This is a genomic window from Thermotoga maritima MSB8 (assembly GCF_000008545.1).
Taxonomy (GTDB): Bacteria; Thermotogota; Thermotogae; order Thermotogales; family Thermotogaceae; genus Thermotoga; species Thermotoga maritima.
Map to the genome: position 1 here is coordinate 522,088 of NC_000853.1, position 15,462 is coordinate 537,549.

Consider the following 15,462-nt stretch of genomic DNA (forward strand, 5'->3'; position numbering starts at 1 on the left):
GGTGAAAGAATGGATCTTGTCTTCAAACTTCCCGTTTTCGAGGGACCTCTCGATCTTCTGCTCTATCTTGTGAGGAAGAAAAAAGTAGATATCAGAGAAATACCCATTTCACAGCTTGCGGATGAGTTCGTGGAATATCTGGAGCATATGAAAAAGCTGGATATGAAGATCACCTCCGACTTTCTGGAAATGGCTTCCACTTTGATGGAGCTCAAGTCGAAAATGCTCATTCCGAGGGTGAGGGAAGAAGAGAAAGAATCGATAGACAGAAAGAAGGAGGAACTCTACAGAAGAATTGAAGAATATTCTAAAGTGAAGGAAATCGTTAGCATATTGAAGAAAGAAGAGAATCTTCTGAAGAGGAAGCGGGTCAGAGTAAGAAACGTTTTCTTCGAAAAGATAGAAGGGATAGAAAAATTCAGAGAGATCCTGAAAAGAATCTGGAAAGAAGAGGCCATGCGCGAGGCCGTGCATAGAGTGAAGAGTGAAACGCTTTCTGTTGAAGAGATGATGGAGAGAATACTTGATGAAATAGATGGTGAGATCGAGATCCTGCGATTGCTTTCCAGAGCGGAGAATGTCTACGAACTGATAGTCAGGCTCTTGGCTATTCTCGAGCTTGTGAAGATAGGGAAATTGATTCTTGTGGGAGACGACAGGATCAGGAGGTACACAAATGCAGCTCAAGGCCGCTATTGAGGCACTCATATTTGCTTCAAATGGTATCACTCTGGAAAGGCTTATCAAAATACTCGAAAAAGATCCTGAGGAGATAAAAAGAGCCCTGGAAGAATTGAAGAAGGAATACGAAGACGAAGCGCACGGAGTTGTTCTGAGAGAGGTGAATGGAAGGTATCGTTTTTTCACCAAACCTGAGTACGCCGGTTTCGTTTCTAAGCTATCCGGAAGGAAGTACAAAAATCTCACCGATACACAGATGGAAGTGGTGGCACTGCTTCTCATCTCAGGACCGATTCCAAAGAGCGAAATAGACGCGTTCAGGGGGAAAGACTCATCCGCTGTTCTCTCCTCGCTTCAGAGAATGGGAATTGTCAGAAAGAAAAGAAAGGGGAAAAGCTATCTGTATCAGCTTTCCCCTTCGTTTGTTGAAAGCACCATGCTGGATGAAATATTGAAAGAGGTCTCACAGAAGCTCAGCAGCGATGGTGGCGAGTCTTGACCTTTCTCCCTTCTCCAGCTTTATCACCGCGGAAAGATCCGATTCCAGAAGTTTCAAGGCTGCGTAAACCAGTCCGTTTGTGTCTTTGTCCAGATACGGAGTGTCGATCTGGTACGGATCCCCAACGAGAACGATCTTGGTGTCTTCTCCCACACGTGTGAGGATCGTTTTCACCTCGTGTGGAGTGAGGTTCTGTGCTTCGTCTATGATGATGAACTGCTTTGGTATCGATCTTCCCCTGATGAAGGATATTGCTTCCACTTCCAGTATTTCCTGTTTCTCGAGCTCCTTGATTTTCAAACCAGAAAGAGAAGATATCAGTTCAAGGTTGTCCATTATCGGTTGGAGCCACGGTTTCATCTTCTTCTCGAGTTCTCCGGGAAGATACCCGATGTCACGTCCCATGGGAACCGTAGGACGAGTCACTATCAGTTTCTTGTAGCGTTTTTCAACGAGAACCTTGTAGAGACCGCAAGCGAGAGCAAGAAGCGTCTTTCCGGTTCCCGCGATTCCAACAAGGAAGACCAGAGGTATTTCGTCGTCCAGAAGGGCATCCATGGAAAAGATCTGTTCTCTATTCCGTGGAGAAATGCCCATAGTCTCGAAAGGTTCCACTCTCAGAACTTTTCCTTTGCGATATTTCCCGTACACTCCACCCAGATCTATGTAGAAATTGTCGAGAAGATCGAGTTTCTTTTCCACAGTTACTTTCACTTTTAACTGTTTTTTGAGTTCTTCGTCATCGATTTCGACATACCCCTTTGGCATCGTCTCCAGCTCGGATCGATCAGTCAGGTAGTCTTGAGCGGGAATACCAAGAGAGTCTGCTTTCACCCTAAGATTTATATCCTTGCTGACGAGAATGGTGGGGATCTTTTCTCTGTTCATGAGCTCTATCACGTACGCGAGAATGATGTTGTCCACGTAGCGTTCGTGAAGGAATCTTGGAACGTTCTCCACTTCTCTTTCCAAAACCATGACGCGGAGAATTCCACCGTTTTCCAGAGGAATTCCTTTTCTGAGATTTCCCTTCTTTCTGAGTTCATCGAGGTGTCGAATCACTTCTCGTGCGTTCTTTCCCACACTTCCGTGTTCTCTTTTCAGTTTGTCGAGCTCTTCAAGAACGGGAAGAGGGATGATCACGTTGTTGTCTTCGAAGGAGAAGATGGAATCTGGATCGTGAATCAGAACGTTCGTGTCGAGAACGTAGTTCTTAACCATTTTATTACCCCCGTTTTCCACGTATGAATTCGTTGACCCTGTTTTCACCAAGAAATTCAACAAGCTTCACAAAAACTCTTGCGGTCACCAGGGCATCTGGAAGAGCACGGTGCCGTATCGTGGTTTTTATTCCAAGTCTTTCGGAGAGCCATTTGAGAGAATGAGGCCTTCCAAAGATCTCTTCTGAAAGATCGAGTGTGTCGATGTAGGGATTCGTTATTGGAAAGTTTCCCGTTTCCTTTGCCATCATATCCAGAAAAGTGAGGTCGAAGTTGGCGTTGTGAAACACGAGCACCGTTCCCTTCACGTAATCCCTGAAAAGATCGTAAACTGTGTCCATGTCTGGCGCTTCCACGATGTCCATGTTGCTGATACCGTGAACTTTCTGAATCAGCGCAGGGATTCTTATTCTGGGATTCACGAGAGAGTGAAACGCTTTGTTTCTGTAGATCTTCCCCTTGAAGACAGGAACAGCGGCTATTTCAACTATCCGGTCTCCGGCAAAGGGATCGGTTCCCGTGGTTTCTGTGTCTACGACGCAAAAAACGGTGTCGTTCCATATCATGGCGAGCACTCCTCAGATTTCGATTCCAAAGATCTTCCTCGCGAGTATACCGACGAGGAAAGAAAATCCTGCCACACCGAAGCTCAAGAGGAACATCTCAAGAAAGTATTTCGCGAAATCCTTCTCTTTAACCACCGAGACAAAAAAGGTGAAAAGAAGAACTATGAGAACGGCTCCCGTCAAAGTAAGGACAAGTGATAAGAATGGGTTTTTAAGTATGAGGAATGGAGCTACCAGCACAGCGACCGTTATGATGTAAGCGATGCCTGTGTAGATGGCGGCTTTTAAGGGTTTGGATTCACCTGATCCTTCTTCCGCTCTCTGCGAAAGATACTCGGAAGCTGCCATGGAGAAGGCCGCAGCGATACCGGTTATCAAGCCGGACAATCCGACTATCTTGGTGTTTTGAAAGGCGAACGTGAGACCAGCGAGTGCCCCCGTCAGTTCCACGAGAGCATCGTTCAACCCGAGAACCATGGAACTCACGTAATTGAGACGCTCTTCGTCGAGCATGTTCAGAAGCTCTTCTTCATGCTTTTCTTCGTCTTTGAGAATATGGACTACTTCTGGATACTCTTTCTCCAGTCTTTCATAGGCTCTTTCCGCTTTTTTCTCGTTGTTTTCCATGAGTTTGAGAGTGAAAGTCAAACCAAAAAGAACGGAAAGCAGTGAGTACCAGAATATCCTGATGTAAGAAGGCTTAACATCCTTCCCGGTGATGTTTTTCAGTTTTTCGTAGTGACTTTTCTCATCTTCCGCTATCGCAAGAAGGATCTCAGCGTTTTTCTTGTTCGTTCTCTTCGATAGCTTTCGATACACGTGGTATTCAGTGATCTCGTTTTTCTGAAAATCAAGAATTTCTTTCAAGACTCACTTCCTCCTCAACCGGATTGAAACATCTGACGTAGTGGTTTTCTTCTATCTCGGAAAGCTCTGGTAGTTCTTTCAAGCACCTCTCCACTCTTCTTGGACAGCGAGGCAAGAAGGGACACACCGGTGGTATGTCGACCATCCTTGGGGGTTGCCCCGGTATGGACTCGAGTTTTTCAAGTCTTTTATCCACTCTCGGCACGCTTCTCAGGAGCATCTTCGTGTAAGGGTGTCTGGGTGAGTAGAAGATCTGATCGGATGTTCCTATCTCGACCTGTCTTCCTCCGTACATCACCATAATCCTGTCTGCCATGGAAGCGATCACACCAAGATCGTGTGTTATGAAGATGAGTCCCGTTTTGAACTCTTTTTGAAGTTCTTTCATGAGTTCCAAGATTTGTGCCTGTATGGTCACATCGAGGGCGGTGGTGGGCTCATCCGCTATGAGCACACTGGGATTGCAGGACAGGGCAATGGCTATAACCACTCTCTGCCTCATTCCACCGGAGAACTCGAAGGGATAGTTGTTCATTCTTTTTTCGGGTTCCGGTATTCCAACGAGTTCCAGCATTTCCACCGCTCTCAGATAGGCCCTTCTCTTGTCGTAGCCGAGATGATACCTGATCGTTTCCATGAGCTGGTCTCCTATCGTGTAAAGCGGATTCAGAGACATCATCGGATCCTGAAAGATCATTGCGATCTCTTTTCCTCGAATCCTGTGCATTTCTTTTTCGGGTATCTTCAGTATATCCTGACCTTTGTATATGATCTCACCGCTCACTATTTTTCCGGGAGGCTTTATGAGGCGCATTATGGATTTTACTGTCACACTCTTGCCGGAACCAGTCTCACCGACGATTCCGAGAACTTCGTTGGAATTCAGCGAGAAGCTCACATCGTTCACGGCTTTGACTATTCCCTCTTCCATGTAAAACCACGTGCTGAGGTTTTTCACTTCCAGAAGCGTTGCCAAACCGTTCACCTCCTATTTATCGAGAAAAACGAGTTCTCCAGTTGATGGATCGTACTCCGCCACACATTTTCCGTTTGAAAACACATAGATCTCCCCGCAGTAGTAAGAATTCTCAAACAGAGACTGATTTCCTTCGAAGAAACTCTCGATCACAGCTTCCAAAAACACCTCTGCTGTAGCCATCTGTGATTCTGTGGCGGAAAGCCCTATCTTTTGAAAGAACGGTTCAACCAGTTCTTTCACTCTCTTTTTCACTTTCTCCGGCCAGTCCAGGTGGAGAACTACTTCGTTTGGCGGTACGATCGCTCTGTCCTTTTCTATTATCAGAGATCTCTCTCTGGTGTCGGTGAACTTGTATCTGTAGCGTTTTTCCCGAAGAATTTCCTCGACCATTTTTTTGACTTCTGGGTCTTCAACGTATATTCTCTTCACTTCCCACTTCACTCTAAAAAACAGAATGACGATAGCGATCAACAAAATTACCAGCCAGTACCTTCTCACCTCAGCTCACCCGGGAAGTGACAGGCGACGAAGTGTCCCTCTTCAACCTCTCGAAAAGCCGGTTCTTCCTTGGAGCAAATCTCTTTCGCTATGGGACATCTTGTGTGGAATCTACAGCCAGACGGCGGATTTATAGGGCTCGGAACATCTCCCTTGAGAATGATTCTTTCCCTCTTCTTTGTTGGATCAGGTACCGGTATCGCAGACATGAGAGCTACAGTGTAAGGGTGGAGCGGTTTTTCGAACAAGTCTTTTTTAGGAGCAAGTTCCACCATCTTCCCAAGATACATCACACCTATTCTATCGCTTATATGCTTTACAACAGCCAGATCGTGCGAAATGAAAATGTACGTGAGTTTGTGTTCCCTCTGAAGATCTTCCATGAGGTTTATGATCTGACTTCTTATCGAGACGTCCAGAGCAGCGACGGCCTCGTCCGCCACGACGAGTTTGGGTTCCAAAGCCAGGGCACGTGCGATTCCGATTCTCTGGCGCTGACCACCGGAGAATTCGTGCGGGAATCTGTACACGTAAGCCGAAGGAATACCCACATCCTCCAAGATTTCTTTGATTCGTTTCTCTACTTCTTTCCCCCTTGCGATCCTGTGTGTGACGATGCCTTCACCCACTATGCTCTTCACTCTCAACCTCGGGTTCAGGGAGCTGTATGGATCCTGGAACACTATCTGCATCTCTCTTCGAAATTTTTTCCTTTTCTCCGGTAGATCATCGAGAAGAATGGACATGAACTTCTTTGGAGAACCCTTTGCCTCCTCAAAGAAAATACGGGCGTACTCTCTGTCGACACCTTCCAGTTTTTCCACATCTGACTCCTTCATGTTGACGAACCTGCTCAGATAGGTTTGCTTTATGTATTTTTTTGCCTTGGAACGCGGCATGAAGTAGTAGGTCGTGTCTTCGTTGTCCACGATGATGCGTCCCGATGTTGGCTCGTACAGTCTGAGCAGGGTCATTCCAATCGTGGTTTTTCCACAACCCGACTCTCCAACGAGGCCGAAGGTTTCTCCCTCGTTTATGCTGAAGCTGACACCATCGACGGCCTTCACCCATCCAACGATTCTCTTAAAAACACCAGCCCTTATGGGGAAATGTTTCACCAGATTTTCAACTCTGAGAATTTCCCTGCTCACGTTTCACACCTCGCTTTTTGCATGTCTCATTTCATCGAGTTTTTGCCAGAAGAAACACCTCACCTTGTGATTGCCATCCAGGTCTTCCAGTTCAGGTTCTTCAACGTCGCATTTTCCTTTTTCGAAGAATTCACATCTGGGATGGAATTTACATCCCGGAGGGAAGTTGAGCGGGTCGGGTACGTTTCCCGGAATGCTCTTCAGTCTCTCCTGTTCTACGTCTATTCTGGGAATGGATTCGAGAAGAGCATAGGTGTAGGGGTGCTTGGGTTCGGTGAAGATGGTTTTCACGTCTCCGTACTCGACCACCTTTCCCGCGTACATGACAGCAACTTTATCGGACATTTCCGCAACGACGCCCATATCGTGGGTGATCAGAATGATTGCCATTCCGTATTCTTTCTGGAGTTCCTTCATGAGCTCCAGGATCTGAGCCTGTATGGTCACGTCGAGAGCGGTGGTGGGTTCGTCCGCTATGAGAAGACTCGGTCTGCAGGAGAGTGCCATGGCTATCATAGCCCTCTGTCTCATCCCACCGGAGAGCTGGTGGGGGTACTCATCCACTCTCTTTTCAGGTTCGGGAATTCCCACTTTTCTGAGAAGATCTATCGCCATTTTTCTCGCTTCTTTTTCAGAGACGTTTTGGTGAAGAATTATTGCCTCCATTATCTGATCCCCTATCGTGAAAACAGGGTTCAAAGCCACCATGGGTTCCTGGAATATCATCGCGATCTCTTTTCCTCTGATCTTTCTCATTTCGTTCTCTGAAAGTTCGAGAAGATTCCTTCCTTTGAAGATAATCTTTCCGTCAACTATCTTTCCGTTCTGATCCAGGAGTCTCATTATTGAGAGCGATGTTACACTTTTACCACTACCGGATTCCCCAACGATGCCCAGAGTTTCTCCCTCTCTGACCTCAAAAGAAACACCATCGACCGCCTTCACTACACCGTCTTCTGTATAGAAATAGGTTTTCAGATTTTCCACTCTAAGCAGAGGCTCTGTCAATTCGATCCCTCCTTAGAATTTTAGCCTTGGATCGAAAGCGTCTCTGAGCGCATCGCCCAGCAGATTCCATCCCAGAACGAAGAGAACCATAGCGGTACCGGGATAAACGAGAGCGTACCAGTGCTTTCCTATCTCCATCATCCAGTCTCTCGAGTAACTGAGGATGGATCCCCAGTCGGCGTATCCCTGGGGGGCACCGAGTCCCAAGAAGCTGAGCACAGCGGCCGTTATCACGAGAGATCCCATGTTCATGGAAGCCCATATCAGGACAGGGAAAATGGTATTCGGAAGAACGTGTTTCAATATGATGAGAAAATCGGGCACACCTATTGCTTTCGCTGCCAGGACGAATTGTTCTTCCCTCACCTGAAGAATGTTTCCTCTGATGAGCCTTGCCGCTCCCATCCATCCGAACACGATCATTGCTATCATAACCTTGTCGAGACCCGTCCCGAGAACGGTTGTCAACACAACAGCTGCTATGAGGAAGGGGATAGAGAGAAAGATATCGGTGATCCTCATGAGAACCTCATCTATCCATCCTCCAAAGTAACCTGAGATTGAACCTATGAACACTCCTATCAAGAGTCTTGCGAGTGTGACTATGAGACCTATCTTGAAAGCCGTTCTTGTGCCCCAGACGATTCCGTATAAGATATCACGGCCACCAATGACACCGAATGGGTGATAATCAACGCAGCGTATGGGTTCTCTGTTGGGATTCTTCGCCAGGGCATCCTCTTTCGTGGTAGGGGGTTGTGGGCTCTGATTCCAGCTCACCACAGGCATCAAGTAAGGATCGGGTAGCTTGGCTCTGGTGAGCGGGTGAATGGGAGGAGCTATAACAGGCGCGAGAATGGCTATCACCACGAAGAAGAGCACTAGAGAGAACCCTATGATGGCGGATGGATCTCTAAAAAATCTCTTCATTATTCTTTTGAATTCCTGATTCACGTCGTTTCACCTCTCATCCAAGTCTTATTCTGGGATCTATAAGAGCGTACAGAATATCTATGATGAGATTTCCAACTACAAGAATTGTTGAGAAAAACAACGCAGAAGCCATCACCGAAGCGTAATCGAGCTGCAGGGCTGCCTGCGCGGTGAAACTTCCCACACCCGTTCTGTTGAAGACCGTTTCCACGATCACAGTACCGGAGAAGAGACCGATGACCATACCACCGGCGACAGTGGTGACAGGAATCAAAGCATTTCTTCTGGCGTGTTTGTTTATAACCACATCCTCGGGAAGACCCTTTGCCCTGGCGGTTCTCACGTATTCTTTATTCAGGACTTCCAGCATGCTCGACCTGGTGATTCTCAGAAGATACGCCCACCAGAGCCACGAAAGAGTTATGATGGGACCTATAAGGTGTTTCAGCCCATCCCAGAAGATGTCCAATCTGCCGTTCAAGAGTGCGTCTATTGTGATGAGCTTTGTGTAGCGATGAAATTCTGGTGATTTGATCACTTCTTCAGCCCACATACTCAGATTCCCAGGAGGAAGCCAGTTCAGTATGCTGTAGAAGATCATCAGAACGAGCAATCCAAAGACGAAATCAGGGAAAGACCAGCCAACCACGGCGAAGATTCTTATGAAATGATCGAGGAATTTTCCTCTGTGAACCGCAGCCTTCACACCAAGCCATATTCCAACGAATACGACGGGAAAAATTGCATAAAGCGCAAGTTCAACGGTGTATGGAAGTCTTCTCAAAAGAGCATCTTTCACCGGTTCTTTCCCAACAAGGGACCACCCGAGATCACCTCTCAGAGTGTTTGCGAGCCATTTGACGTATCTCACAACGAAAAAGTCGTTCAAGCCGTACTTCTCCTTTAGAGCGTCCATCTGCTCGGGCGTTAACTTGTCCAGCATGTTCGGGTTGACGTACGCTGCGAGTAATTTATCCGGCCCGAGGGACTGGATCATGGAAAAAACGATGAAGGTGACTCCTAAGAGAATCAGGGGCAAGAGCAGAAGTCTTCGTATGATGTATGCGGTCACCTGGTACACCTCCTGGTCGTAAATTGGGTATGCACCTTCATATGATTATACAACATACCCTGAACCTTCCGACATTTGGAAGAGTCTGAACAGTGGTATAATAAGGATGGATTGATAAACCAGGGGGCGAACGGGTTCGACGGGGATGGAGTCCCCTGGGAAGCGAGCCGAGGTCCCCACCTCCTCGTAAAAAAGGTGGGACAAAGAATAAGTGCCAACGAACCTGTTGCTGTTGCCGCTTAATAGATAAGCGGCCGTCCTCTCCGAAGTTGGCTGGGCTTCGGAAGAGGGCGTGAGAGATCCAGCCTACCGATTCAGCTTCGCCTTCCGGCCTGAATCGGGAAAACTCAGGAAGGCTGTGGGAGAGGACACCCTGCCCGTGGGAGGTCCCTCCCGAGAGCGAAAACACGGGCTGCGCTCGGAGAAGCCCAGGGGCCTCCATCTTCGGACGGGGGTTCGAATCCCCCCGCCTCCACCAGAAAGAGGGCGCTTCAAGCGCCTTTTTATTTTTCTTCTATCTCTTTGAATCATTGTTTATTCATTATTAACGGTAATGTTGGATTTGTGTTTGTTTTTCTTAATCAATATCCCTTGAAGAGGCTCGTAAAAAGTAGTATATTTATATTAGCAGTCGAATGATGAGAGTGCTAAACATCTACGAAGGAGGGATGGATGATGAAAGTGATACCTCTCGGTGAAAGACTCCTCATCAAGCCCATCAAAGAGGAAAAGAAGACAGAGGGAGGAATCGTTCTTCCAGATTCCGCAAAAGAAAAACCGATGAAGGCAGAGGTCGTAGCCGTGGGAAAGATCGATGACGACGAAAAATTCGACATCAAAGTTGGAGACAAGGTTATTTACTCCAAATATGCGGGTACAGAAATAAAGATTGATGATGAGGATTACATCATCATCGATGTGAATGACATACTCGCGAAAATCGAAGAGTGAAGGAGGTGTGAGATATGCCGAAGATTCTGAAGTTCAATGAAGAAGCGAGAAGAGCACTCGAAAGAGGTGTGGACAAGGTCGCTAACGCGGTAAAGGTGACTCTCGGACCAAAGGGAAGGAACGTTGTTATCGAAAAATCGTGGGGTTCTCCAACAATAACCAACGACGGTGTTTCCATAGCCAAGGAGATTGAGCTCGAGGACAAATTCGAAAACCTTGGAGCTCAGCTCGTGAAAGAGGTTGCTTCCAAAACAAACGATGTTGCCGGTGACGGTACAACAACGGCTACGGTTCTCGCACAGGCTATGATCAAAGAAGGTCTCAAGAATGTTGCAGCGGGTGCCAATCCAATTCTCCTCAAGAGAGGTATAGACAAAGCCGTTGAGAAGGCCGTTGAAGAGATCAAGAAGGTTTCCAAGAAACTTTCCGGTAGGGAAGACATCGCCCATGTTGCCGCCATATCTGCGAACAGCGCTGAAATAGGAGAACTCATCGCAGAAGCTATGGACAAGGTAGGAGAAGACGGAGTCATCACTGTGGAAGATTCCAAAACACTCGAAACATACGTTGAATTCACCGAAGGTATGCAGTTTGACAGGGGTTACATTTCACCGTACTTCGTCACGGATGCCGAGAAGATGGAAGTCGTTCTGAAGGAACCCTTCATACTCATCACTGACAGGAAGCTCAGCGCTGTGAAGCCTCTCATTCCGATCCTTGAAAAAGTCGCTCAGACCGGAAAACCACTTCTCGTCATAGCGGAAGACGTTGAAGGAGAAGTTCTGACAACACTTGTTCTCAACAAGCTCAAGGGTACTCTCCAGTCCTGTGCTGTAAAGGCTCCTGGATTCGGTGAAAGAAGAAAAGCCATGCTTCAGGACATAGCGATACTCACCGGAGGTCAGGTGGCAAGTGAAGAGCTCGGAATCAATCTCGAGGATCTCACCCTCGAAGATCTCGGAAGAGCCGATCTTGTGAGGGTCAAGAAAGATGAAACCATCATAATTGGAGGAAAAGGTGATCCGGAGGCTATCAAGAAGAGAATCGCTCAGATCAAAGCCCAGATAGAGGAAACCACATCCGAGTACGAAAAAGAAACTCTCCAGGAAAGGATGGCAAAACTCGCAGGAGGAGTAGCCGTCATAAAGGTTGGAGCGGCCACCGAAACAGAGCTCAAGGAAAAGAAACACAGAATTGAAGACGCACTGAGCGCCACGAGAGCAGCTGTCGAAGAAGGAATCGTTCCAGGTGGAGGAGTAACACTCCTGAGAGCAAGAAAAGCCGTTGAAAAGGTCATAGAAGAGCTCGAAGGCGACGAGAAAATAGGAGCCCAGATCGTTTACAAGGCACTCTCAGCCCCTATTAAGCAGATTGCTGAAAACGCGGGATACGACGGAGCGGTGATCATTGAGAAGATACTTTCGAATGACGATCCAGCCTATGGATTCGACGCACTCAGAGGAGAATACTGCAACATGTTTGAAAGAGGAATCATTGACCCAGCAAAGGTTACAAGGAGCGCCCTGCAGAATGCTGCATCCATCGCTGGAATGCTCCTGACAACGGAAGTGCTCATCGTTGAAAAACCCGAGGAGAAGAAAGAAACACCGAGCATGCCTGAAGAATTCTGATGGAAATAAAGGGGGCCCTTGGCCCCCTTTACTTTTTTAGTTTTTGTGGTATGATGAAAATATCAATAGTTCCTTTCAGGTATGGAAATCTGTTGCGGAAGAGGTCCAAGAACTCGTTTGAGTTGATTCAATACTTCCTCAGAGGTCTTAAAAAAGAAGGGGCGTTTGCCCCTTCTTTTGGTTTCATCAAACGCTGAACTTTTCTTCGAAAATCTTCGTTGTTTCCTCATCTATGTTGCATATGCGGATCTCTTCCAGAGTGGTATCAGGATGTTGATCGATGAAATCTCTTATTGCTTTTGAAAAGATTCCCACCGCTCTTTCTTTCGGAAATCCGAATATTCCTGTACTGATAGCAGGCATTGAGATGCTCTTCAATTTCAGTTCGTGAGCTCGAAGAAGAGCGTTGTAAACTGCTTTGTAGAGAAGTTCGTCCTCTCCATGACTGCCTCCTCTCCAAACGGGCCCCACGGTGTGGATCACGTATTTTGCCTTCAGCTTTCCAGCGCTGGTTACCACCGCTTCACCTGTCGGGACTCTTCCTCGTTCTTGAACGATCCTGTCGCTTTCTTCCTGGATAACGCTTCCACCTGCTCTCACGATCGCTCCCGCTACTCCTCCTCCGTGTTTCAGATATTCGTTCGCCGCGTTCACTATGGCGTCCACTTCTTCTCTTGTGATGTCTCCCTTTACGATTCTGATCTTTTTCCCTTTGTATTCCAGTTCTTTTCTCACTTCGGCCATACTTTCACCCCCGTACTTCTCGGGCCAGAGTTTTCTGAGCCTTTCAAAGAGTTCTTCCTCAAAACCTACTCTCTTTGGCTGGAAGATGACCTCATTTTTCAACTTTTCTGGAAGATAGTTCGTTTTCACGAAACCACCGAAATCATGGGGATAAAGATACCCTTCTCCGTATCCACGCTTTTTCATCTCTTCGGTGACGGGATTTCTCAGAAAAAGCGGTACGTCCTCCACAGGAAGTTCCTGGACTTTTTTCATTGCGAGATAAACAGAGTTGCTCTTGGGAGCGAGGGAAAGATAGACGGCACACTCTACAAGGTTCATCAAACATTCGGGAAGTCCCACGTGTTCGACAGCGATGGAGGTCGAAACGGCGATATGTAGAGCGTTTGGGTCGGCGAGTCCAACGTCTTCGCTGGCGAATATGATCATTCTTCGTGCTATGAATCGCGGGTCTTCTCCCATCTCTATCATTTTGACGAGGTAGTAAACAGCGGCGTTTGGATCGCTACCTCTCATACTCTTTATGAAGGCCGAAGCGAAATCGTAGTGTGATTCCTTCGTGTACCCGCTCACGTTTCCCAGCAGAGTTTCCAGGTCCTCAAGAGTTACTCTCTTGTTTTTGAACGCCTGGTGGACGATCTCCAGGGTGTTCAAGAGTTTTCTGGCGTCTCCTTCGGAATGCCTTACTATGGCTTTCTCTACCGATTCTTCCAGATCGATGTTGAGAACCTCTGTTGCTTTTTTCAAGATCTTCATCAGGTCCTCGTCAGAGAGTTTTTTGAAATAAAGAATCCTGCACCTTGAGAGAAGTGCAGGTACGATGACAAAACTCGGATTTTCAGTTGTTGTCGCAACCAGTACGATGTCTCCTCGTTCAACATGGGAAACCAGAACCATCTGCTGGTTTTTGTTCAGGCGGTGTATTTCATCGAGAAAGAGAAGCAATTTTTTTCCATATTTTCTCAACTGTTCTCCTCTTTTGAGAACGTTCTTTATTTCAGAAACCCCGTGAACGGTGGAGCTCAGATAAACTACCTCGCCGTTGAAATACCTTTTCAGCAGTGAAAAAACCGAGGTCTTACCAGACCCCGGTGGTCCATAGAGGATAGAAGAGAACATGTTGCCTGTCTTTAAAGTTCGCCGGAGAATCCCTTTATTACCGAATATATGATCCTGACCGACGAAATCCTCGAAGTCTTTCGGCCTGAGCAGTTCACTCAAGGGTTTTTCTGAAATACTCAACGGTGAGCTTCAATCCCTCCTCAAGGGAAACTTTGGGTTCCCAGCCGAGCTTTTCCTTCGCCTTCGTGTAATCGAGAATGCTCTTTCTCACGTCGCCCTTACGCGGTGGTTTATAGACAGGCTCTTTATCGTAGCCAGTGATCTCTTTCAGCAGTTTGAAGAGCTGGTTCACGGTTGTGCCCCTTCCCGTTCCTATGTTGAAGACTTCGTTGTCGCCTTTCTCCATGGCGAGAAGATTCGCTCTGACCACGTCATCAACGTAAACGTAGTCTCTGACGTACTCTCCATCACCGAATATGTGAACTTCCTCTCCCCTGAGCATCCTTTCAGTGAAGATGGCCACCACGCCCGCTTCACCGTACGGATCCTGTCTTGGCCCGTAAACGTTGGCGTATCTGAGAACTGTGTACTTCAGCCCGTACTCTCTCGCGAAGAATTCCAGATACATCTCGGTGCTGTACTTCGCTATGCCATAAGGGGATATCGGATGAGGTATCTCCGTTTCCGGTGTTGGAAAGACCTTCACATTCTCTCCGTATATCGCCCCACCGGTGGACGAAAAGATGAATTTTTTAACACCGTACTTGATGGATTTTTCAAGAAGCACAAGAGATCCGATGATGTTCGTTTTTGCGTCTCTGGCGGGTTCCCTAACAGAGATGGCGACACTAGCCTGAGCGGCGAGGTGAAAGACATACTCGGGTCTGTGTAGAGAGAAGATCCGCTCCATCATTTCTTCGTCCTCTATACTCTGTTCATAAAACAGTGCGTTTCTGTTGAGGTTTTCAACCTTTCCAGAAGATAGATTGTCCACCACAATGACACCGTATCCGTTTTCTATCAGTTTGTCCACCACGTGGGATCCTATGAAGCCCGCTCCGCCTGTTACCAGAATGTTCATGGTTGAGCCTCCTCTTCTTCATCTTCTTCCATAATTCTGGCTTCTTCAGGGATTTCCCGAACGTTCACGAGTCTTCTGCTCTCTTCGAGAAATTCCTTCAGTTCCTGCACCTTGCTCTCATCGAAATTCACCATTATGTCGTAAAATCTCTTGAATCTTTCTCTCGTTTTCGTATCCAGGAAGTGTGAGAAATGACGCGAGAGTTTTTCCGCGGTGGGTGAAGGTATTCCCATCACGTAGAAGAAAAAGTTCCTGAGTCTGTTCTGAGAACCTCTCAACGATCTTGCTCTTCTTTTACCCTTCTCGGTAAGGGTTATGTATCCATACTTCTCGTATTCGACGTATCCAAGTTCCGCCAGTCTTTTCATGGCATTCGTCACACTTGGAAGGCTCACTCCCATCTTTCTCGCGATGGTGCTCACCCTCGCCGCGGGTTGTTTCTGAAGTATCTCCTGAATCACTGCAAGGTAATCTTCGAGCGCAGGTGTCAGGGTTTTCTTCCTTCCTCTAGGCATGCTA

The 15,462-nt window shown here is 47.2% G+C and carries 16 protein-coding genes and 1 other RNA gene; 5 read left to right on the forward strand and 12 right to left on the reverse strand.

The window, feature by feature from the left end:
• The first annotated feature begins 9 nt into the window (after positions 1 to 9).
• Together TM_RS02540 and scpB are read left to right on the forward strand one after the other, a co-directional pair.
• Positions 10 to 699 (forward strand): segregation and condensation protein A, encoded by a 690-nt coding sequence (locus tag TM_RS02540; protein WP_004081460.1) that lies wholly within the window; start codon positions 10 to 12, stop codon positions 697 to 699.
• Entirely contained in the window at positions 677 to 1,180 is a 504-nt protein-coding gene (scpB, locus tag TM_RS02545; RefSeq protein ID WP_004081456.1) for an SMC-Scp complex subunit ScpB, read from the forward strand. The genes TM_RS02540 and scpB overlap by 23 nt, the downstream gene beginning before the upstream one ends.
• Here the strand turns inward: scpB and TM_RS02550 are convergent.
• Genes TM_RS02550 through TM_RS02590 form a run of 9 tightly spaced genes read right to left on the reverse strand, consistent with a single transcriptional unit; the run spans position 1,145 to position 9,474 of the window.
• The gene (locus TM_RS02550) at positions 1,145 to 2,401 is read right to left on the reverse strand and encodes a PhoH family protein (RefSeq protein WP_004081454.1); all 1,257 of its coding nucleotides are present in this window, start codon (positions 2,399 to 2,401) and stop codon (positions 1,145 to 1,147) included. The two genes, scpB and TM_RS02550, sit on opposite strands and share 36 nt — an antisense overlap.
• Before the next feature lie 4 nt (positions 2,402 to 2,405).
• A complete protein-coding gene (locus TM_RS02555; protein WP_004081452.1) occupies positions 2,406 to 2,966 on the reverse strand; it encodes a 3'-5' exonuclease in 561 nt (186 codons plus the stop codon).
• A 12-nt stretch (positions 2,967 to 2,978) separates the two neighbouring features.
• A complete protein-coding gene (locus tag TM_RS02560) occupies positions 2,979 to 3,833 on the reverse strand; it encodes a VIT1/CCC1 transporter family protein (RefSeq protein WP_004081450.1) in 855 nt (284 codons plus the stop codon).
• On the reverse strand, positions 3,817 to 4,809 hold the full coding sequence (locus tag TM_RS02565; RefSeq protein WP_004081448.1) for an ABC transporter ATP-binding protein: 993 nt from the start codon (positions 4,807 to 4,809) through the stop codon (positions 3,817 to 3,819). The genes TM_RS02560 and TM_RS02565 overlap by 17 nt, the downstream gene beginning before the upstream one ends.
• Positions 4,810 to 4,821: 12 nt before the next feature.
• Positions 4,822 to 5,310, reverse strand: coding sequence for a hypothetical protein (locus TM_RS02570; protein WP_004081446.1), 489 nt, complete (start codon positions 5,308 to 5,310; stop codon positions 4,822 to 4,824).
• Positions 5,307 to 6,461, reverse strand: coding sequence for an ABC transporter ATP-binding protein (locus tag TM_RS02575; RefSeq protein ID WP_004081444.1), 1,155 nt, complete (start codon positions 6,459 to 6,461; stop codon positions 5,307 to 5,309). The genes TM_RS02570 and TM_RS02575 overlap by 4 nt, the downstream gene beginning before the upstream one ends.
• A gap of 3 nt (positions 6,462 to 6,464) precedes the next feature.
• The gene (locus TM_RS02580) at positions 6,465 to 7,469 is read right to left on the reverse strand and encodes an ABC transporter ATP-binding protein (RefSeq protein WP_004081442.1); all 1,005 of its coding nucleotides are present in this window, start codon (positions 7,467 to 7,469) and stop codon (positions 6,465 to 6,467) included.
• A 12-nt stretch (positions 7,470 to 7,481) separates the two neighbouring features.
• A complete protein-coding gene (locus tag TM_RS02585; protein WP_004081440.1) occupies positions 7,482 to 8,423 on the reverse strand; it encodes an ABC transporter permease in 942 nt (313 codons plus the stop codon).
• Between the two features lie 13 nt (positions 8,424 to 8,436).
• A complete protein-coding gene (locus TM_RS02590; RefSeq protein ID WP_004081437.1) occupies positions 8,437 to 9,474 on the reverse strand; it encodes an ABC transporter permease in 1,038 nt (345 codons plus the stop codon).
• Positions 9,475 to 9,596: 122 nt separating this feature from the next.
• On the opposite strand from TM_RS02590, the gene ssrA reads away from it, so the two are divergent.
• From ssrA to groL, 3 genes are all read left to right on the forward strand, one after another.
• Positions 9,597 to 9,952, forward strand: a transfer-messenger RNA (tmRNA) gene (ssrA, locus tag TM_RS02595).
• Between the two features lie 197 nt (positions 9,953 to 10,149).
• Positions 10,150 to 10,425 (forward strand): co-chaperone GroES, encoded by a 276-nt coding sequence (groES, locus tag TM_RS02600; RefSeq protein WP_024103730.1) that lies wholly within the window; start codon positions 10,150 to 10,152, stop codon positions 10,423 to 10,425.
• 14 nt (positions 10,426 to 10,439) lie between these two features.
• On the forward strand, positions 10,440 to 12,056 hold the full coding sequence (gene groL / locus TM_RS02605; protein WP_004081434.1) for a chaperonin GroEL: 1,617 nt from the start codon (positions 10,440 to 10,442) through the stop codon (positions 12,054 to 12,056).
• Positions 12,057 to 12,242: 186 nt separating this feature from the next.
• Here the strand turns inward: groL and TM_RS02615 are convergent, their stop codons facing one another.
• Genes TM_RS02615 through TM_RS02625 form a run of 3 tightly spaced genes read right to left on the reverse strand, consistent with a single transcriptional unit; the run spans position 12,243 to position 15,458 of the window.
• Complete coding sequence (locus TM_RS02615; protein WP_004081432.1) at positions 12,243 to 14,042, reverse strand: AAA family ATPase; 1,800 nt, start codon at positions 14,040 to 14,042, stop codon at positions 12,243 to 12,245.
• Positions 14,014 to 14,943, reverse strand: coding sequence for an SDR family oxidoreductase (locus TM_RS02620; RefSeq protein WP_004081431.1), 930 nt, complete (start codon positions 14,941 to 14,943; stop codon positions 14,014 to 14,016). The genes TM_RS02615 and TM_RS02620 overlap by 29 nt, the downstream gene beginning before the upstream one ends.
• Positions 14,940 to 15,458 (reverse strand): metal-dependent transcriptional regulator, encoded by a 519-nt coding sequence (locus TM_RS02625; protein ID WP_004081427.1) that lies wholly within the window; start codon positions 15,456 to 15,458, stop codon positions 14,940 to 14,942. The genes TM_RS02620 and TM_RS02625 overlap by 4 nt, the downstream gene beginning before the upstream one ends.
• Positions 15,459 to 15,462 lie beyond the last annotated feature (4 nt).